This is a genomic window from Kitasatospora sp. NPDC054939 (assembly GCF_053610105.1).
The window spans coordinates 24,401-42,250 of the sequence record NZ_JBSGXP010000066.1; the positions used below are offsets into that span (position 1 = coordinate 24,401).

A 17,850-nucleotide genomic window follows, 5' to 3' on the forward strand; every position below is an offset into this window, starting at 1 on the left:
CGGGGCGGGCGGGCCGTGGCCTCCGGGGCACGTTTCCGGTGGCGGGGGGCGCGTGGCCGGTCAGGACAGCGACCGGGTCTGCGGCCGGTGCTCGGGGTCGTCCCAGAGCAGGACCAGCGGGCGGGGCGGGGCGCCCGGGCCGCCGGTGCGCAGGCGGCGGACGGTGGCGGGCAGCCGGTCCAGGTCGGGTCCGGCGGGCGGGACGGCCCCCGGTGCCCGTGCCCGTCCGGCGCCGGGGCGGGCGTCGGGGTCGGGGCGGTCGTCGGGACGGGGGCGGTCGTCGGGGTCGGGGTGGGCGTCCGCATGGGCGTCGGGGTCGGTCAGGTCGAGCGGGTCGTCGTCCCCCTCGCGGCGCCAGACCGCGATCGGCAGTCCGGCGTCGAGCAGGGCGGCCAGGGTGGCGGGCAGGTCGTCCCGGGGGACGTCGGCGAGCGCGCAGACCGGATGGTCCTCGGCGGCGAGCCGGTCCACCCGGGAGTCGTCGGGCACGGCGCCACCGAGCGCCAGTACTCCGGCCGGGTCGCGCCCCCCGTACGCGCGGAACCAGGCCCACTTGCGCAGCCAGGAGGTCTCGGCGAGGCCGGTGCGCTCGTCCGGGCAGCGGACCACCACCTCGAAGCGGCGGCCCAGTTCGGTGGGCCGGCCGCGGCGGCCGATCGGCAGCCGCCAGCGGTCGAAGTCCTCGTCCAGCAGGGCCTCGGGGACGTGGAACTCGATCCGGTCGACGCAGAGCCGGGCCGCGTCGCCGAGCAGTTGGCGGGTGAGCGCCTCGCGCAGTTCGGCGCGGCCGATCGGGCCGGCGGACTCCCAGAGCTGCTCGAAGCCGTCGCGGTGCAGCCAGATCCGGACGAGGTGGGCCCCGCTCCCGCTCGACTCGGTGAGCCGGACGTGGAGTGCGCCCCGGCCGTCGCCCTCGGGCGCCTCCGGGGCCGGCAGCGCATCGGCGGCGATCCGTCCGGCGGTCCGGCGCACCCAGTCGGCGAGGGCGGCGGCGCGGTCCGGGTCGGGTTCGCGGGCGGCGAGGAAGCGGACGTACAGCAGCGGGAGCGGCAGCCGGCCCACGGTGCCGAGCCGGTCGTCGAGGTCGCGCAGGACGGCCATCGGGTCGCGGGCGGGCAGCGCGGGGCCGGGCGGGGCGCAGCCGGCCACCTCGAAGGCCCAGCGGTAGGCGCGGTAGGCGTGCCGGGGCAGCCGGGGGCCGGCGAAGAGCCGGTGCAGTTCGTCCCAGGCGGTCTGGTCGAGCCTGGGGGCTCCGGTGACGGCGGGTGCTCCGGCAAGGGCTGGTACTCCGGCGAGGGCGGCGGGGCCGGGCGCGTCCCAGCCGGTGGCGGCCAGCGGGTTGCCGTCCCAGTCGCTGATCTGCCACTGGATCCGCTGCCAGGCGCGGCCCTCGGCGGCGAGTGCGGCGAGGTCGTCCCGCACCTGGGCGGCGATCTCGGGCAGTCGGCGCACGCTCTCGTCGAGGCTCCGGCCGTCCAGGCGGGCCAGCAGGGTGTCGGTGAGGCGGCCGGCGCCGTCGACGTTCTGCGCCGGCATGCCGGGTCGGGAGGCGTAGAGGACGAAGTCCCGCCGTCCGGGCACCCGGCTGCCCCGGCCGTAGTCGACGCTGCCGAAGCGGGTGCGGGCGTTGGGCGCCAGGTCGAGCCGGCAGGCGTCGCCGATGGAGACCACGCGCGGGAACCGGTCCTTGGCGACGCTGGTGGAGCGCCAGAACCGCAGGGCGGAGCCGAGGTCGAGGTGCCGGATCGGCTGCTCCGCGGTGTCGGCGAACGGCAGCAGCAGGCGGTCGTCGTCGCCGGCCCAGCCGTGGCCCGCCCAGTAGATCCAGAGCAGGTCGCCGTCGCAGGCGGGCAGGTCGTGCAGCAGGGCGTCCTCGATCTCGGTGCTGACGGCCGGACGGTGGCCGGGCAGACGGGCACCGGGCAGAGGGGCGCCGGCGGGCGGCCGAGCGGGTTCGGGCCGGTCGCACGGCTCCGGCGGTCCGAACGGCGCCTGCGGTGCGAGCGGCGTCGGCCGTTCGAACTGCTCCAGCGGCTCCAGCGGGGAGAGGAAGAGCCGGACGTTCGCGGCGGGCACCCCGGCCGGGCCGGTCAGCCAGGCGGCCATCCGCAGCGCGTCCCGGGCCGGTCCGCGCAGGTTCCACGCGCTGCCCGCGCGGTACGACTCGATACCGACCACGAGCGCGAAGACCCGCTCGGGTGCCAGCGGCCGCAGGCCCGGCGCCGCGGCAGCGGTCACCCGGCGGCTCCGGCGGCCGGTCCGGTCGCGGTCCCGGCAGCGGTTCCCCCGGCCGGGCGCAGCGCCCCGGCGATGGCCTCGTACACCGCGTCCAGCTTGAAGTAGGCGCTGTGGCACTGCGGGAAGGGCTGGCGGCTGCTCACCTCGCGGTCGGTGACCCGGGGGTCGCCGGGGAAGACCGGGGCCGCCCGGTAGCCGAGCAGGTCGCGGGGGTCGTAGACGTTCAGCCAGGCGGGGAAGCCCGCGGGCAGGCCGGCGCCGGGTTCGAGCCCGTGCAGCGCGCCGAGTTCGTGCAGGAAGGGGGCCTGCGAGCCGACGGTGACCAGCAGTTCGAGGCCGGGCAGGGCGGCGCCGTCGGCGGCGGCGAGGGCCAGGCAGTCGACCAGGGCGATGCCGCCGAGGCTGTGGCCGATCACCACGGTCGGGCCGGGAGCGGCGGTGATCCGTTCGGTGAGGAAGGCGCGCAGCGGGCCGCCGCGTGCCTGGTAGCGCAGGATGTCGCCGAGGGCGGGGGCGGCGCCGACGGTGAGCGCGCCGCGCTTGCGGTCCAGCAGCCGCTGGCCGGCGATCCGCATGCCGAGGGTGCCGAGCACGGCGGCGGCCCGCCCGAGCGGTCCCCGGGCGGCGCCGCCGAGGCGGTCGGCGAGGAGTTCGGTGATCCGGTCGCGCTCGTCGCCGGTGCAGAGCGCGTCGGCCCCGGCGGCGGCGAGCAACTGGGCGGTGAGGGCGCGGGCGGTGGCGGCGGTGAGTTCGGCGCCGGCCACCGGGTCGGCGGCCTGCTCGCAGGCGCGGACGAACTCCTCGGCGCTGTCGATGCGGTGGAGCGCGGCGGGCAGGTGTCCGGCGAGGACGGTGGCGTCCAGGAGGGCGGCGAGTTCGGCGGCGGTCTCCTCGCCCGTGCCGGACGGGGCGGCGAGGCCGGCCAGCCGCTCGGCGACGTCCGATCCGGCGTGCCGGGTCCCGGGGAACGCGAACCCGTCGTCACCGCCGGTGAGTTCGGCGAGCACCCGGAGTTCGCAGAGCGGGTCGGCGATCAGCAGCGTCCAGTCGTCCGCCCCGTCCGCCCCGTCCGCAGGTCCGCTGGACGGGGCGGACGGGCCCGGCTGGGCGGGCAGGCCGGGGAAGCCCGGGACGGAGGCACCGCCCGCGCCGAGGGTCGCGCCGTGGTCGTCGCCCCAGTAGCAGGGCACCACGTCGGCGCCCGGGAAGCGTTCGCCGAGTCTGCGGGCGACGAGGGCGAACAGCGGGTCGTACCCCTCGCGCCGTACCCCGGTGCCGTGCACGAAGAGGAACCGCATCCCCGCCCCCGTCCCCCGGGCCCCTGCCGGCAGGGGCCGTCACAAGCCGAACAAGCCGACGAGCAGCCTAACCCGCGCGTCCGGCCGCCACAGCGGGTCGGCGGCAACCGGGCCTTCCCGCCGCCGGACTGAGGCGGAATCAGGACCGGCTCGGCACATCCCGTCCGACATCCCGTCCACCCCGGGCGGGTGAACTCCCCCGGACGGCCGTAACCCGGGCGGGGCGGTCTCGTTGGGCCCGGCATGAAGAAGCGCAGCATCCTTGCCGTGGCCTCGCTCGCCGTGGGCGTGGTGGCCTCCCTGACCGCCCCGAGCGCGCACGCGGGTGCGCTCGGCGGGCAGGAGGACCTCACCGGTCCGCTGAACCGCACCGACCTGCTGGTCGGCACCCCCGACGCGGTGGAGGGCCAGGTCTCGGGCGCGACCACGCACATGACGGGGACCGCCGAGGGCCTGCTCGGCTGAGCCCGGCGGTTCGCGTCCCGATCGGCCGCCGGCCCGGTCCCGGTGCCCGCCCGTCAGCCGGCAGGGGTGCCGAGGTCCTGGGTCCAGAGCAGCCCGGACGGCCCGTTGGCGATGCCGATGCCGACGTCCTTGAAGGCGCAGTCGAGCATGTTGGACTGGTGGATGCCGCCGTCCATCCAGCGCGAGAAGACCACGGGGGCCGCGGTCGGGCCGCGGTCGAGGTTCTCGCCCCACTGGGACCAGCGGTACCCGGCGGCGTTCAGCCGGGCGTCGGCGCGGACGCCCTCCGGGCTGGAGTGGTCGAAGTAGTTCCGGGCCGCCATGTCCTCGGCGTGCTTCTGCGCGGCGGCCCGCAGTTTGGGCTCGATCCGCAGCGGGCCGCACCCGACCTTGGCCCGTTCGGCGTTGACCAGGTCCACGACCTGCCGCTCCAGGCTCGGGGGGGCGCTGCGGGTGGGCGTCGGGGTCGGCGAGGGCGTCGCGGTGGGCGTGGGGGCCGGGGCGGCGCTGACGGTCGGCTCGGCCGTCGGGCTCGGTGCGGCGCTGGGCGTCTGCACCACCGGCACGGGCTCGGGCACGACGGGCGCGAGGTCGGGGGCGGCGGCCGGCGGCGCGGTCGGCTCGGGCGCCGGGGCGGCGCGCTCCGGGGCCTGCCCGCCGGGCCACACGAAGGCCAGCGTGGCGGCGGCCAGCACCGCCGCTCCGCCGACCGCGACCGCCTTGCTCCGGAGCAGGCCGTGGGCGGTCCTGCCCACCGCGTCGGAACCCGCGGGCGGCGGGGTGGTCCCCGCGGTGGCCGACGCCCCGGCGCCGCCGTCGGAACCGCCGCCACCGGTCGTCGCACCACCGCCCGCCGTACCGCCGTCCCCCGGGCCGCCGGTGCCGGTCCCGGTGCCGTTCGCGGCGGCAGCGACGGCGTGCGGGTCGAACGGCAGCGGCACGGCCTCCAGCGGCACCGGCACCAGCGCGAGACCGGCCAGCAGCCCCTCGGCCGGGAAGAGGTCGCGGCCGAGCCGGTCGCAGGGCGAGCAGCCGCGGATGTGGCGGGCGATGCGCTTGCGCCAGACGGAGTTCGGCGTGCCGTCCCAGCCGCCGGTGAGCTCGGTGAGCTCCGGGCAGCGCGGGTACGCGGTGAGCGCGCGCACCACCACGCGGCCCGCCTCCAGCTGCTTCTTCATCCGCTGGACCCGGACGGCGGTGTGCTGGGGGGTGAGGTCGAGGGCCTCGGCGAGCTCGGCGCGGGTGAGTTCGCCGCTGGCCTCCAGCCACCAGAGGGAGAGCAGTTCGCGGTCGTCCGGGTCGAGCCAGCGGGTGGCCTCGGCGACCTCCCGGCGCTGCCCGGACAGGCCGAGCCGCAGGATCGTGAGGTCGGTGAAGTCGGCGCCGGGGTCGGCGAGTTCCCAGGTCTCGTCGAGGCCGCCGACGGCCGCCTGCTGCTGGCCGGTGAAGCGGCGGCGGACCTGGTTCATGGTGATGGCGACCAGCCAGGAGCGGAACGACGAGGGGTCGCGCAGCCCGTCCAGGCCGTCGAGGGCCCGGATCATGGTCTCCTGGGCTATGTCGTCGACGTCGGCGTGGCCGTCGAGGGCACGGCCGGCCACGTTGTAGACCAGCGGGAGCCAGGCGGCGACCAGGGCCTCCTGGGCCTGCCGGTCGCCCGACTGCGCGGCGAGTACGAGGGTGGTGCCGCCGGTGCCGTGGCCGGTCCTGCGCTTTACGTCAACGTTCATGGTCCGCACTCCGTGTTGCCGTTCTTCTCCGCCGCTGACTCCTCGGAGACCTCGGCGGAGAGCTCAGATAACAACAATTCGCGCGGATTCGGAAAACGGGGTCGCCACCGGACCGGCCCGCGGATCGGGTCGGATGCGGAGGAACGGGGCGCGGGCGGCTCCCGGCGGTTCGGGGCGGGGCGGACGGGACGCGTCAGGACGGGGAGGCGAAGACCTGGGTCCACCAGGGTCCGTTGGTGCCGGTACGGACGCCGACCCCGATCTGCTTGAACGAGCAGTTCAGGATGTTGGCGCGGTGGCCCGGGCTGTTCATCCAGGAGTTCATCACGGCCGCCGGGTCCTTCTGGCCGCGCGCGATGTTCTCGCCCCAGCTGCTCCAGCGGTAGCCGGCCGCCTCGATCCGGTGGTCGGCGTGCCGGCCCTCGGGGCTGGCGTGGTCGAAGTAGCCGCGGTTGGCCATGTCGTCGCTGTGGTTCTGCGCGGCGGTGGTGAGCCGGGCCTCGACGGTGAGCGGGCTACAGCCGTTCTTGGCGCGCTCCTGGTTGACCAGGTCGGCGACCTGCTGGGCGAACTGCGAGGAGGGGCCGCCGCCCGCCGGGGTGGTGGGCTTCGTGGTGGCCGTCGGGGCCGGGGAGCTGCCGGTGGAGGTCGCGGTCGGCTTGGCGGTCGCCGTGGGCTTGGCGGTGGCCGAGGCGGTCGCGGTGGGCGTCGGCGAGGCGGACGGGTCCGCGGTGGCCGTCGCGGTCGGCTCGGCGGTGGCCGTACGGGCCGTGTCGGTGGCACTCGGGTCGGCGCTCGGCCGGACCAGCAGCGTCGGGTCGCCGCCTCCGGCGCCCGGCACCTGTATACCGTTGCGGTCGCCGTACTCGGCCTTGATCTCGGGCCCGGCGCCGGGGGCGATGCCGTCCAGGGCGACCGCGTGCCGGTCGTCGCCGCCCTCCGCACCCGTGAACGCCGCGACCCCGCCGCCGGCCACCACGCCGAACACGCCGGTGCCGGCCACCGCGGCGGCCACCGCCAGCACCGGGAGGCTCGCCCGGCGCCCGCGTCGCCGGCCACCGCCGCCCCCCCGGGCGGCCCGGCGGGCTGCCCGTCCGCCGGGGGCGGAGGCCGGGGCGGACGCGTCGACGGTCGGCAGGATGCTGGTCTCGACTTCGCTGTTCACTCGGGCGCGCTCTCTGTCTCGGGTGGTGGCCGGTGGTGCTGTCCGGGCGGTCCCGACCGGGGCCGGTCGGGGTGCCGTTGCTTGGGAGACCTCCTGGCAGCGGGCCGATAACAGAAAGTGCGAACGAATTTCCGTCGTGTCCGATCGCAGCCCGATCAGCGCCGATCGTTCGTGTCCGGTTCGATGTCGTTCGTGCCCGGGCTCAGGCCGGTCGCGTCCGGGCCCGTACGGTCGCGCCCCGGGTCATGCACCCGCGCCCGGGGCCATGTCGTAGGTGACGAACATGGTCCGCGTGGCGACCTGATCGTACTTGGAGCGCGCCCGGTGGTTGTCGTCGGCCGTGATCCAGCGGACGGTGCTCCAGCCGCGCTCGGCGCCGATCTCCCGCAGCCGGGCGAGCAGCAGGTCCACCGCGCCGCCGCCGCGCACCTCCGGGCTGACGAACAGGTCGTCCAGGAAGCCGGCCACGTTGCCGTACAGCGGGCGGACGAACGGCCGGAAGTGCGCCAGGCCCACCGGGGTGCCGTCGGCGTCGCGGACCAGCAGGCACTCCAGCTCGTGCGCGGGGTCGGTCAGCCAGGACCAGACCAGCTCGGCCTTCTCGTCCGCGATCGGCACCCGGTAGAAGGTGGTGTACCCGCGGAACAGCTCGCGCCAGACGGGGAAGTCCGCGGGCTCGGGGCCGGTCACCGTCCAGCGGGCGGCGGCGGGGGTGGCGGGCGTAGCGGCGGGCCCGCCGGCACGGGTGGCGGTGGGCGCGGCAGCGGTGGCGGGGCTGGTCATCTCGGTCTCCCGGGGTAGGGGTGCGGTGCGCGTGCGCGCCGGGCCGGTGCACCGGTCGGGCGCCCCCGGCCGCGGCATCCGCGGTTCGGTGCGGCCAGCATGACGGCCCGTCGGCTCGGCGCCGATCGACAACCCGGCCAACCGCACGGCCCCGGTGCGCCGCCGCGGCGGCTCGACAACCGATCGCGCCTCCGCTGGACCGTACCCGCCCGTCCGCCCATCCTGAAGGGGCCGCCGCCCCGCCCCCGGAGGGATCCGCCGCCATGCTGCTCCGCCGTCTCGCCCTGACCTCGCGCGCCGTGGCCGCCGAGCCCGGACGCCGGGCCAAGACCGAGCTGCTCGCCGACTGCCTGCGCGCACTCGGTCCGGAGGAGGCCCCGGCGGCCGTCGCCCTGCTCTCCGGGGAGTCCCAGCGACTGCGGACCGGTGTCGGGCCGGCCGCCCTGCGGGCCCTGCCGCCGCCCGCCGCGGAGCCGGTGCTCGGCGTCCGGGAGACCGAACGCGCCCTGGAGGAGATCGCCGGCGTGCACGGCGCCGGCGCACAGGCAGAGCGCCGACGGCTGCTGGACGGGCTGTTCGGCCGGGCCACCGAGCCGGAGCAGGCGTTCCTGCGGGCCGTCCTGGTCGGCGAACTCCGCCAGGGGGCACTGGACGCGGTGGTCGCCGACGCACTCGCCCGGGCCGCCGGGGTGCCCGCGACGGCGGTCCGCCGGGCCCTGATGTTCCGCGGGTCGGCCCGCGCGGTGGCCGGGGCCGCGCTGACCGGCGGGCGGCCCGCCCTGGACGCCTTCGGGCTTGAGGTCGGCCGCCCCGTCCGCCCCATGCTCGCCGCCTCCGCCCCCGATGTGGCCTCGGCGCTGGAGCGGTTCGGCCCCGACGCCCCGGCCGCCCTGGAGTGGAAGCTGGACGGCATCCGGGTGCAGGTCCACCGGGACGGCGACCGGGTGGCGGTGTTCACCCGCAGCCTCGACGACATCACCGCCCGGGTCCCCGAGGTGGTCGCCGCCGCCCGGGCGCTGCCGGTGCGCTCGGCGGTGCTGGACGGCGAGGCGATCGCCCTCGGGCCCGACGGCCGTCCCCGCCCCTTCCAGGTGACCTCCGCGCGCACCGCCTCCCGGCAGGACCCGGACCGGCTGCGCGCCGCGGTCCCGCTCAACGCGTACTTCTTCGACCTGCTGCACCGCGACGGCGAGGACCTGGTGGACCGGCCCGGCCGCGACCGCTGGGCCGCGCTCGCCGAGGCCGTCCCGCCGGAGCTGCGGGTCGCCCGGACGGAGACCGGTGACCGCGACGCCGCCCTGGCCTTCTTCCGCGAGACGCTGGCGCTCGGCCACGAGGGCGTGCTCGCCAAGGACCCGTCCGCCGGCTACGCGGCCGGGCGGCGCGGCGCGGGCTGGATCAAGGTCAAGCCCCGGCACACCCTGGACCTGGTGGTGCTGGCCGCCGAATGGGGCTCCGGACGGCGCAGCGGCTTCCTCAGCAACCTGCACCTCGGCGCCCGCGCGACGGCCTCCGACCCGGGCCTCGGCCCCTGGGTGATGCTCGGCAAGACCTTCAAGGGGCTGACCGACGAGACCCTCGCCTGGCAGACCGGGCAGTTGCTCGCCCGGGAGGTCGAGCGCGACGCCTGGACGGTCCGGGTGCGGCCGGAGCTGGTCGTCGAGATCGCCTTCGACGGCCTCCAGCGCAGCTCCCGCTACCCGGCCGGCCTCGCCCTGCGGTTCGCCCGGGTGCTGCGCTACCGGACCGACAAGCGGGCCGCCGAGGCGGACACCGTGGCCACCGTCCGGGAGATCGCGGCGGGCGAGGGGCTCTGACCGCACCGGGGCGCCCGCCGGGCTGTTTACGGGGCCGTCCACGGGAGCACCGGGGCGGTACACGGGAGCCGTAGGCGGGTGCGGTCAGCCGGGGCCGTCGGCGGGTGGTCCGCGGTCCGACTGGCCCCGGGCCGGGGCGCGGAGGCAGGCTGGAAGGGCGAACGGAACCGGCCCGACCCGTCGCCGCCCCGTGCGGCGGCCCGCCCGGCCGGCCGAGGAGAGGGAGCCTTCGATGACCGACATGAGCGAACGGTCCCAGGTGAGCAGCGACCAGGACGAGGACGTCCGCGCCGCCGACCCCGAGGAGGGCATCACCTCGATGCAGAACGTCCACGCACAGGAGACCTCGCTCGCCGAGGGCGACCCGTACGAGGACCGCGAGCAGCGGGGCTGAGCACCCCCGGAACCCGGTTGAACGAGGAGGCCGCCCCGCAGCGGGCGGCCTCCGCGACCGCCGGTGTCGCTGCCGGGTCGGCAGTGACCGGGCGGGGGAGGATGAGCGCATGAGCGAGCAGCAGCAGGACAAGGAGCAGGACGGCCGACGCACCAGCCCCTGGGCGACCTGGACCACGCAATCGATCATCAGCGGCCCCGGCGGGGTCTCCACGGCGGAGGTCGGACCGATCTCGGGCGACCTGACCGTGCACACCACCTGGGTGGACGGCGAGGCACGGATCACCGTCCAGTACACCGGGGCGCTGGACTGGTACACCGTCGCCGGGAGTCCCGTCCCGGCCCTGGACGAGATCACCGCCCGGGCGATCCACCAGGCCGTCGTCAACGGCGTGAAGACCGGCGGCGGGGCCAGGGCGCCGCAGGTGCCGCTGGTCTGAGCACGGCCCGGAGCCGACGGTCCCGAGCGGACCGGTCCCGAACGGACGGCCCGGGGCCGAGCAGCGGTCCGAGAGGTACGGCGCCACCGGAGGGCCGCCCCCGCAGCGCGGCGGGGGCGGCCCTCCGGATCCGCGCCGCGGCGGGGGCGTACGGGCCGACGGGGCGTACGGGCCGACGGGGGCTACGGCGAGGTCAGGCCCCCGGGCCGCCGCCCAGGGCGGGCCGCTGCCCGTCCGGCAGCGGCGGCCGGGCGCCCGGGGCCGCGGCCAGCCAGTAGGCGGGGTCGACCGGGCGGCGGGGGCGGAGGTCGTCGCGCACCTCCTTGGCCAGCTTGAGGGTGTCACGGCGGTTCACGGTCGCGCCGATCCCCGCGCCGACCAGCAGCGGGGTGAGCGAGGGCAGCCGGCGCAGGGTGCTGCGGGTGAGCCGCTTGCGGACCCGCCCGCGCACCTCCGCGCCCAGCGCCATCGCCGCGAGGCCCGCCGGCTTGGCCAGCACCGTCCGGTCGACCCCCCGGCGGTTCGCCCAGGCGGTCACGTACGCCGCGGCCCGGTCGGGGACGGTGCCGGTGGCCGGCTGGCCGTACACCTCGTGCAGTTCCGCGATGAGCTTGATCTCCACGGCGGCCACGGCCAGCGTCTCGGCGGCGATCTCCACCGGCATCGCCGGCGGCACCGGGAGCATCGCGGCGGCCCCGACCCCGGCGCCGAGCGCGGCGGAGGCCCGGGCGGCACCGGTGACCAGCACCTCGGCCAGCGCCTCGGAGTCGAGCGCCTCCGGGTGCTGGGCGCGCAGGGTGGCCAGGTTGCGGACCGGGATGCGCGGCGCGGCCTGCAGCAGCCGGTCGGTCAGCACCCGCCCGCCGGTGGCCGCCCCCTTGGCGGCGGCCCGGCCGCCCTCGCCGAGCATCCGGCTGACCTGCGCGACCAGCACGGCGCCCCGGCGCCGGCCCCGCTCGCCGCCGTACTCGGCGACCTTCCACTCGGCCTCGCCGGTGCGCGCCGGCGGGGCCCCTTCCGGTGCGGCCCGCTCCGGTGCCGTCCGATCGTCCGGTGCCGTCCGTGCCGGCCCGGCCGGGGGCTGCCCGGTCGAGGGCCCGGCGACGGGCTTCTCCAGCTCCTCGACCAGCTCCGCGAGTTCCTCCGCGACGAGTTCCGGCGTCGGCTCGTCCGGCTCGCCGCGTCCGGGCTTCCTGAAGAGTGCCATGGTGTCCGCCTACCCCCTGTTCCACCGCCGCACGCCCGACGGCTCCGGCACCGCCCGGTCGGCGGTCGCACCGTGCTCGGCCACCGGCCGGACGGGCACCGCCCCGCGCCGGAGCTGTCGCCCCTGTCCACTAGAGTCTCCTTCGCCCGGGTCCGGTTCCGGCCCCGGCGCCGGGGCGGCACCCCGGGATCTGTCACGCCCCGCCCGGCCACACCGGAGGGGCCCTTGGTGGGGGAAAGCCTTCCGATGCGGACCGAACTCCCGGCGCTGCCCGGGTACGAACTCCTCGACGTGCTCGGCCAGGGCGGCTTCGCCACCGTCTACCGGGCGCGGCAGCTCGCTGTCGGCCGGGAGGTCGCGCTCAAGATCGACAGCCGGGTGCTCGGCGCCGACCGCGACCGCCAGCGCTTCCTGCGCGAGGTCACCGCCGCCGGGCAGCTCTCCGGCCACCCGCACGTGGTCACCCTGTACGACGCCGGGGTCCTGCCGGACGGCCGGCCCTTCATGGTGCTGGAACTCTGTCCGAACGGCTCGCTCGCCGACCGCCTGCGCAGCACCGGCCCGCTGTCGGTGGTCGAGGCCCGCAACGTCGGCGTCCGGATCGCCGACGCGCTGGCCGCCGCCCACGCCGCCGGCGTCCTGCACCGGGACGTCAAGCCCGGCAACATCATGATCAACCCGTACGGCGCGGTCGCCCTCGCCGACTTCGGCCTCGCCGCGATGCCCCGGCCCGGCCACGAGCTCTCCGCCACCCGCGAGGCCCTCACCCCCGCGTACGCGCCCCCGGAGGCGTTCCGGCTGGTCGACCCCACCCCGGCCGGCGACGTCTACTCGCTCGCCGCCTCGGTGTACGCGCTGCTGCGCGGGCGCCCGCCGCACTACCCCGACCAGGGCGACCTGAGCCTCGCCGAACTCATCACCCGCCACGAGCAGCCGCTCCCCGACCTGCCAGGGGTGCCGCCCGGCCTGACCGCGGTCCTGCGGCACGCCATGGCCGCCGACCCGGCCCACCGGCTGCCCAGCGCCGCCGCCCTGCGGGACGCCCTGGAGGCCGCGGAGCTGCACACCGTGGTGCTCGCGGCGCCCCCGGTGGCCGGGGCGCACGCGGCGGGCATCGGCGGCCGGTACGCGGGGGGAGTCGCCGGGCCGCTTGCGGCGGTTCCGGCCGCGGGGGTGCCGGCCCCGCTCGCCCAGCCCTCCGCCGCCCCGCTCGCCACGTCGGGCCTGCCGGTGACCGAGGCGGTCGCCCAGAGCGCCCCCACCGGCCCGGTGGCCGTCCGACCGCGGCGCCGGATCCTCGGCCTCGCCCCCGCGGTCCTGCTGACCGTGCTGGCGCTCCCGGCCACGGCCGGGCTCGGCACCGCCGGCTGGTTCGCCCTGAAGAGCACCTCCGACCGGAACGCGGGCCCGCCGGCCGCCTCCGGGGCCCCGGGCGGCTCGGCGTCCTCGGCGGCGTCCGGCGGCCCGGCCGGCGGCCCGTCCGGGCGCACCGCGTCCGCGAGCCCGGCAGCCACCGACCGGGCAGCGGCCTTCCAGGTGCCGGTGACCACGCAGAACTGCCCGGCCGGCGGGGTCGCCGGGGCGGGCGGCGCCTGCACCGAGACCGCCGAGTGCTGGGGCGGCATGGTGGTGATCACCGGGATCGTCCGGGTCACCCGCGCGGACTGCACCTCCGAGCACTCCTGGGAGACCTTCGCCATCGCCCCGCTCCCGGTCGACGGCGACACGAACAACCAGAAGGAGCTGGAGAAGCACCCGCTGGTCCGCCAGGTCTGCTCGCCCGAGGTGCTGGCCGCCTCCCGCACCGGCCGCGCGGCCTCCGTCCCGCTCGACACGTGGCTGATCGAGGTCCTGCCGCCCACCGAGTCGCAGTACGACAAGGGCCTGAAGGTGTACCGCTGCGTGGCCCGGACCACTGAGGAGGGCAGCTACACCGGCACCGCCTTCCGCCCGCGCACCTGACCCCGGCACCGCCGGCGCGCGTGCGCGGCCCCGTTTCCTCCGGAGTCGGGTGCGCGGGCCCGCCGCCACTACGGCAGCGGCTGGGCGTGGATCGGCAGGTGCGGGGTCTGATGGCCCCCGCTGGCCAGCATCCGGACCTCGCCCGCCGCACTGATCTCGGCCCGGACGATGCCGGTGGCGTCCTCGTACACGGGGTAACCGCCCGGACCGGTCGCACTGGTCCGGGTGACCACCACGACGTCCTGCGGGGCCTGGGTCCCCGGGGTGCCCGGGAACGTCAGGGCGAAGCGCTCGGCGGGATTCATCACCGGCCTCCTGGTACTCGGACCGGACTACCCGGCGGCCGCGGCCGCGGCCGCGGGCCGAGGGGTACGGGCTGAGCCACGCACCTCCAGCTCCGCGAGCAGCCGGGCGGTGGCCTCGGTGACGGCGTCCACCGCGCGGTCGAACGCCTCCCGGTTGTGCGCCGCGGGGGCGCGGAACCCGGACACCTTGCGGACGTACTGCAGAGCGGCGGCGTGGATGTCCTCCTCGCCGACCTCGGGCGTGACGGGCGGTCTCAACGTCTTGATGCTGCGGCACATGCCCCCAGTCTCGCGCGGCCCGGCCGACCTGGCGAGCGTCCGCGACGGCGGCCGCCATTAGGATGCCGAACCGACAAATCCCACCCCCTCACCCGGACTGTCCGGGGTCCGGAGCCCGCTCATGCCCCTCGCGCTCGTCGCGCTGGCCGTCACCGCGTTCGCCATCGGCACCACCGAATTCGCCGCCATGGGCCTGCTCCCCCAGGTCGCCGACGGCCTCGACGTCTCCATCCCCCGCGCCGGCTGGCTGATCTCCGCCTACGCGATCGGCGTGGTGATCGGCGCACCGCTGCTCACCGCCGCGGCCGCCCGGCGCCCCCGCAAGGCGGTGCTGGTCGCACTGGCGGGCCTGTTCACCGCCGGCAACCTGCTCTGCGCACTCGCCCCCGACTTCTGGTCGCTCGCCGCGGCCCGGCTGATCACCGGACTCCCGCACGGCGCCTTCTTCGGCGCCGGTGCGGTGGCCGCCGCCGAACTCGTCGCACCGCGGCTGCGGGCCCGGGCGGTCGCGGTGATGTTCGCCGGACTCACGGTCGCCAACATCGTCGGCGTCCCCGCCGCCACCCTGCTCGGCCAGCGGGTCGGCTGGCGGGCCACCATGCTGGTCGTCGTGGTGATCGGCGCGGCCGGCACCCTCGCCATCGCCCGGCTGGTCCCGCAGCTCCCCTCGCCCGCCGGCGGCGGACTGCGCTGCGAGCTGTCCGCCTTCCGCAGCGGACAGCTCTGGCTGGCGCTCGCCACGGTGGTGGTCGGCTGCGGCGGCTTCTTCGCCTGCTACAGCTACATCACGCCGCTGCTCACCGAGGTCTCCGGGTACGCCACCGGGTCGGTGACCCTCGTGCTCGCCCTGTTCGGCGTCGGGATGACCATCGGCAACGTGCTCGGCGGGTACGCCGCCGACCGCGCCCTGCGGCCCACCGTCTGCGTCTCGTTCCTGCTGCTCGCCGCCACCCTGGCCGCCTTCGCGGCGACCGCCCGCACCACCTGGTCGGCGGCCCTCACGGTGGTCCTGATCGGCCTGTTCGGCTTCGCCCTGGTTCCCGCCGTCCAGACCCTCGTCCTGCAGAAGGCGCGCAGCGCGCCGACCCTCGCCTCCGCCACCGTCCAGGGCGCCTTCAACCTGGCCAACGCCCAGGGCGCCTACGCCGGCGGGCTCGCCCTCGACGCGGGCCTCGGCTGGACCTCCCCCACCCTGGTCGGCTCCGGGCTCGCCGCCGCGGGCGCCGCCGTCGCCCTGGCGGCCTGGGCCGCAGACCGGCGCGGGACCGGGCCGGAGGGGGCGGTGCCGGGCGGGGCCGGGGTGGGAGCGCCGGCGGCGGCCGCCGCCCTACCCCGGTGAGCGGCCGCTGCACGGCTGCCACCGGGGCCGCCCAGCCGCTACTGCGCGGTAGGCAGCGGCTCGATGCCCCGGTGGGCATCCGCGAGCAGAAGGTAGCCCTCGCCGTTCGCCTTGATGCCCGCCTTCTCCTCCTCGGTGAGCTCCCGCCGCACCTTGCCGGGCACACCGGCGACCAGCGAACCGGGCGGCACCACCATGCCCTGCGGGACGACGGCGCCCGCCGCGATCAGCGAACCGCTGCCGATCACGGCGCCGTTCAGCACGGTGGCGTTCATGCCGACGAGGACGTCGTCCTCCACCGTGCAGCCGTGCAGGACGGCGTTGTGGCCGACCGAGATCCGCTCGCCGACCCGCAGCGGGAAGCCCGGGTCCGCGTGCAGGGTGCAGTTGTCCTGGATGTTGCTGCCCGCACCGACCGTGATCGACTCGGCGTCCCCGCGCAGCACGGCGCCGTACCAGATGCCGGCTCCGGCGGCGACCGTCACGTCGCCGACCACGACCGCGTTCGGGGCGACGAACGCGGTCGGGTCGACGGCGGGCACCCGGCCTGCGACCGAGGCGATCAGCGGCTCTGCCATGGGTCCTCCTTGTGGTGACTGCTGGGCCGCCATGATCGCACCGCCGCCGACCGGTCCTGGATCGGGGGCCGGTCGCCGGCGGGCTGGCCGGACGGGCGGTGGGCCGGCCGGACGGGCGGTGGGCCGGCCGGACGGGCGGTGGGCCGGCCGGACGGGCCAGGCAGGTCGGCGGAGGGCGGGCCTGCGGCGGGCCGGCCGACCCGGCTCAGCGGCGCGGGCTCCCGGGTGCCTGCGGCAGCAGTCGGCCCTCGGCGGCCTTCGCCGGCTGGGCCCCGCAGAGTCCGACGACGGCCAGGTGGTCGGCCGCCCGGCCCGCGGCCTCCGGGTCCGACTCGTCGTACGGGTTGTGGGAGGACGAGAACTGTCGACGGCCGTCACCGAGCAGCATCGTGCCGTAGCCCGGGATGCCGCCGCCGTGGCCCCAGAACTCACCGCACGGCATCGAGGCCCGCATCAGGCCCAGCCCGTAGTCGAGACCGAACCCGGTGTCGACGGTGCGCTTCATCTCGGCGAGCTGGGCCGGCCGCAACAGTCGGCCGTTCAGCAGGGCATCGTTGAAGCGTGCCAGGTCGGCGTTGGTGGAGATGCCCCCGCCGGCCGCGCCGCCCAGGGAGGGGTTGAGCTTGGTGACGTCCGCCGGACCGGCCGGCAGCTTGTAGTAGCCGTGGGCGTGCGGGCCGGGAATCACCGGCGAGTTGACGGGCATGCTGGTGCCGTGCAGCCCGAGCGGTCGGATGATCCGGCGCTCCACCTCCTCCGACCAGCTGCGGCCGGTGGCCTTCTCGACCAGCAGGCCGGCCAGGATGTAGTTGGTGTTGGAGTAGTGCCAGCCCTGCCCGGGGGCGAAGTACGGGTCGTGCTTGGTGGCCAGCGCCACCAGGTCCTGCGGGCGGTAGGACGTCCAGCGGCCGGACGTCAGCCAGGCCCGCAGCACGGCCGGATCGGCGAGCGGGCCGCCCAGGAAGTCGAACGCGGCGTCCTCGGTGTAGTTGAAGATCCCGCTGGTGTGGTTGAGCAGCTGGCGGACGGTGATCCGGTCGCCGCCCGGCACCGCGCCGGGCAGGTGGCGCTCGATCGGATCGTCCAGGCCGATCCGCTTCTCGGCGACCAGTTGGAGCACCACGGTCGCGACGAAGGTCTTGGTGACGCTGCCGATCCGGAAGCGGCCGTCGGCGTTCACCGCGGCACCCGTGCGCAGATCGGCCTTGCCGGTGGCGCCCTTCCACACCGTGCGCCCGTTCTCGCGGACCAGCCCGAGGGCGGCCGAGGCGCCGCCCTTGTCCACGATGTCGCGCAGGGCCGCGTCCAGTGCCGCCCGCTCACCGGGCCTGCCGTGCCCGACCGCGGACGCGCCCGGCGCGCGGTCGGCCGTCCCCGCCTCCGTCGCCGCCGTCGCGGCCGGGGCGAGCGTGGCCAGCAGACCCGCCCCGGCCACCGCCACCACCGCCGTCCGGACGGCGATGCGCCGCCGCCTCCCCGCATTCGCTGCAGTCGTCCTCGCCATGCCAACCTCCCCTGACAGAAGGGCACTTGCCCCTCCGGGACCACCCCGGCCCCGGCAGTCGAAACGCTGCCAGGCCGGCCGGCGCGGTGTCGTCACCCCAAGGTCCGCGCCCTCTCCGCCCCCGGATTGATCCCCCACTCCCCCTCAGGTCCCAGCCCACCCCGGCACCCGGCGGGGGTCCACAAGGCCCCGCATCCTCCCCAAGAACTCTCCCGTGTAAGCCGGTTGACCGACCACCGGGCCGACCGCCCCGGCAGGCCCAGGCGTTCCGCACACGGTCCACATCGGCCCCGCCCGGGGTCGACGAAAGGGGTCACACCGGTTCCGGGGCCGAGCCGGAAGCACCG

Annotated in this window: 16 protein-coding genes; 6 read left to right on the top strand and 10 right to left on the bottom strand. The window is 77.0% G+C overall.

The window, feature by feature from the left end; genetic code table 11:
• Positions 1–60: 60 nt before the first annotated feature.
• Positions 61–2,238, bottom strand: a complete 2,178-nt coding sequence (locus ACWGB8_RS20100; RefSeq protein ID WP_452214871.1) for a VMAP-C domain-containing protein — start codon at positions 2,236–2,238, stop codon at positions 61–63.
• Positions 2,235–3,536, bottom strand: a complete 1,302-nt coding sequence (locus ACWGB8_RS20105) for a hypothetical protein (RefSeq protein ID WP_452214872.1) — start codon at positions 3,534–3,536, stop codon at positions 2,235–2,237. Before ACWGB8_RS20105 ends, ACWGB8_RS20100 begins: the two co-directional genes overlap by 4 nt.
• 243 nt (positions 3,537–3,779) lie before the next feature.
• Here ACWGB8_RS20105 and ACWGB8_RS20110 point away from each other — a divergent pair, with 243 nt between their 5' ends.
• Entirely contained in the window at positions 3,780–4,001 is a 222-nt protein-coding gene (locus ACWGB8_RS20110; protein ID WP_452214873.1) for a hypothetical protein, read from the top strand.
• A 53-nt stretch (positions 4,002–4,054) separates the two neighbouring features.
• On the opposite strand, the gene ACWGB8_RS20115 is transcribed toward ACWGB8_RS20110, so the two are convergent.
• From ACWGB8_RS20115 to ACWGB8_RS20125, 3 genes are all read right to left on the bottom strand, one after another.
• Positions 4,055–5,731, bottom strand: a complete 1,677-nt coding sequence (locus ACWGB8_RS20115) for a sigma-70 family RNA polymerase sigma factor (protein ID WP_452214874.1) — start codon at positions 5,729–5,731, stop codon at positions 4,055–4,057.
• 193 nt (positions 5,732–5,924) lie between these two features.
• Positions 5,925–6,896, bottom strand: a complete 972-nt coding sequence (locus tag ACWGB8_RS20120) for a CAP domain-containing protein (protein ID WP_452214875.1) — start codon at positions 6,894–6,896, stop codon at positions 5,925–5,927.
• A 243-nt stretch (positions 6,897–7,139) separates the two neighbouring features.
• On the bottom strand, positions 7,140–7,679 hold the full coding sequence (locus ACWGB8_RS20125) for an N-acetyltransferase family protein (protein WP_452214876.1): 540 nt from the start codon (positions 7,677–7,679) through the stop codon (positions 7,140–7,142).
• A gap of 263 nt (positions 7,680–7,942) precedes the next feature.
• On the opposite strand from ACWGB8_RS20125, the gene ACWGB8_RS20130 reads away from it, so the two are divergent.
• From ACWGB8_RS20130 to ACWGB8_RS20140, 3 genes are all read left to right on the top strand, one after another.
• Positions 7,943–9,496, top strand: coding sequence for an ATP-dependent DNA ligase (locus ACWGB8_RS20130; RefSeq protein WP_452214877.1), 1,554 nt, complete (start codon positions 7,943–7,945; stop codon positions 9,494–9,496).
• 232 nt (positions 9,497–9,728) lie between these two features.
• Positions 9,729–9,890: a hypothetical protein gene (locus ACWGB8_RS20135; protein ID WP_452214878.1), complete on the top strand. Its 162-nt coding sequence runs from the start codon at positions 9,729–9,731 to the stop codon at positions 9,888–9,890.
• Between the two features lie 109 nt (positions 9,891–9,999).
• Positions 10,000–10,329 carry a hypothetical protein gene (locus tag ACWGB8_RS20140; RefSeq protein ID WP_452214879.1) on the top strand — a complete coding sequence of 110 codons (330 nt, stop codon included), beginning with the start codon at positions 10,000–10,002 and terminating at the stop codon, positions 10,327–10,329.
• Between the two features lie 193 nt (positions 10,330–10,522).
• Here ACWGB8_RS20140 and ACWGB8_RS20145 read toward each other — a convergent pair whose 3' ends face one another.
• The gene (locus ACWGB8_RS20145; RefSeq protein ID WP_452214880.1) at positions 10,523–11,536 is read right to left on the bottom strand and encodes a hypothetical protein; all 1,014 of its coding nucleotides are present in this window, start codon (positions 11,534–11,536) and stop codon (positions 10,523–10,525) included.
• Positions 11,537–11,782: 246 nt separating this feature from the next.
• Here ACWGB8_RS20145 and ACWGB8_RS20150 point away from each other — a divergent pair, with 246 nt between their 5' ends.
• Positions 11,783–13,498: a serine/threonine-protein kinase gene (locus ACWGB8_RS20150; RefSeq protein WP_452214881.1), complete on the top strand. Its 1,716-nt coding sequence runs from the start codon at positions 11,783–11,785 to the stop codon at positions 13,496–13,498.
• A 68-nt stretch (positions 13,499–13,566) separates the two neighbouring features.
• Here ACWGB8_RS20150 and ACWGB8_RS20155 read toward each other — a convergent pair whose 3' ends face one another.
• Both ACWGB8_RS20155 and ACWGB8_RS20160 read right to left on the bottom strand, forming a co-directional pair.
• On the bottom strand, positions 13,567–13,803 hold the full coding sequence (locus tag ACWGB8_RS20155) for a DUF6296 family protein (protein ID WP_452214882.1): 237 nt from the start codon (positions 13,801–13,803) through the stop codon (positions 13,567–13,569).
• Positions 13,804–13,830: 27 nt separating this feature from the next.
• Positions 13,831–14,082, bottom strand: coding sequence for a DUF2277 domain-containing protein (locus tag ACWGB8_RS20160; RefSeq protein WP_452214883.1), 252 nt, complete (start codon positions 14,080–14,082; stop codon positions 13,831–13,833).
• A gap of 121 nt (positions 14,083–14,203) precedes the next feature.
• On the opposite strand from ACWGB8_RS20160, the gene ACWGB8_RS20165 reads away from it, so the two are divergent.
• Positions 14,204–15,421: an MFS transporter gene (locus ACWGB8_RS20165; RefSeq protein ID WP_452214884.1), complete on the top strand. Its 1,218-nt coding sequence runs from the start codon at positions 14,204–14,206 to the stop codon at positions 15,419–15,421.
• A 38-nt stretch (positions 15,422–15,459) separates the two neighbouring features.
• Here the strand turns inward: ACWGB8_RS20165 and ACWGB8_RS20170 are convergent, their stop codons facing one another.
• Both ACWGB8_RS20170 and ACWGB8_RS20175 read right to left on the bottom strand, forming a co-directional pair.
• Entirely contained in the window at positions 15,460–15,999 is a 540-nt protein-coding gene (locus ACWGB8_RS20170; protein WP_452214885.1) for a gamma carbonic anhydrase family protein, read from the bottom strand.
• Positions 16,000–16,204: 205 nt separating this feature from the next.
• Positions 16,205–17,503: a serine hydrolase domain-containing protein gene (locus ACWGB8_RS20175; RefSeq protein WP_452214886.1), complete on the bottom strand. Its 1,299-nt coding sequence runs from the start codon at positions 17,501–17,503 to the stop codon at positions 16,205–16,207.
• Positions 17,504–17,850 lie beyond the last annotated feature (347 nt).

What these genes read in the sequence shown, in the direction of transcription:
- ACWGB8_RS20105 (WP_452214872.1), bottom strand. Translation starts at nt 3,536, where the DNA reads ATGCGGTTCCTCTTCGTGCACGGCACCGGGGTACGGCGCGAGGGGTAC.
- ACWGB8_RS20110 (WP_452214873.1), top strand. Translation starts at nt 3,780, where the DNA reads ATGAAGAAGCGCAGCATCCTTGCCGTGGCCTCGCTCGCCGTGGGCGTG.
- ACWGB8_RS20115 (WP_452214874.1), bottom strand. Translation starts at nt 5,731, where the DNA reads ATGAACGTTGACGTAAAGCGCAGGACCGGCCACGGCACCGGCGGCACC.
- ACWGB8_RS20125 (WP_452214876.1), bottom strand. Translation starts at nt 7,679, where the DNA reads ATGACCAGCCCCGCCACCGCTGCCGCGCCCACCGCCACCCGTGCCGGC.
- ACWGB8_RS20130 (WP_452214877.1), top strand. Translation starts at nt 7,943, where the DNA reads ATGCTGCTCCGCCGTCTCGCCCTGACCTCGCGCGCCGTGGCCGCCGAG.
- ACWGB8_RS20135 (WP_452214878.1), top strand. Translation starts at nt 9,729, where the DNA reads ATGACCGACATGAGCGAACGGTCCCAGGTGAGCAGCGACCAGGACGAG.
- ACWGB8_RS20140 (WP_452214879.1), top strand. Translation starts at nt 10,000, where the DNA reads ATGAGCGAGCAGCAGCAGGACAAGGAGCAGGACGGCCGACGCACCAGC.
- ACWGB8_RS20145 (WP_452214880.1), bottom strand. Translation starts at nt 11,536, where the DNA reads ATGGCACTCTTCAGGAAGCCCGGACGCGGCGAGCCGGACGAGCCGACG.
- ACWGB8_RS20150 (WP_452214881.1), top strand. Translation starts at nt 11,783, where the DNA reads ATGCGGACCGAACTCCCGGCGCTGCCCGGGTACGAACTCCTCGACGTG.
- ACWGB8_RS20155 (WP_452214882.1), bottom strand. Translation starts at nt 13,803, where the DNA reads ATGAATCCCGCCGAGCGCTTCGCCCTGACGTTCCCGGGCACCCCGGGG.
- ACWGB8_RS20160 (WP_452214883.1), bottom strand. Translation starts at nt 14,082, where the DNA reads ATGTGCCGCAGCATCAAGACGTTGAGACCGCCCGTCACGCCCGAGGTC.
- ACWGB8_RS20165 (WP_452214884.1), top strand. Translation starts at nt 14,204, where the DNA reads ATGCCCCTCGCGCTCGTCGCGCTGGCCGTCACCGCGTTCGCCATCGGC.
- ACWGB8_RS20170 (WP_452214885.1), bottom strand. Translation starts at nt 15,999, where the DNA reads ATGGCAGAGCCGCTGATCGCCTCGGTCGCAGGCCGGGTGCCCGCCGTC.
- ACWGB8_RS20175 (WP_452214886.1), bottom strand. Translation starts at nt 17,503, where the DNA reads ATGGCGAGGACGACTGCAGCGAATGCGGGGAGGCGGCGGCGCATCGCC.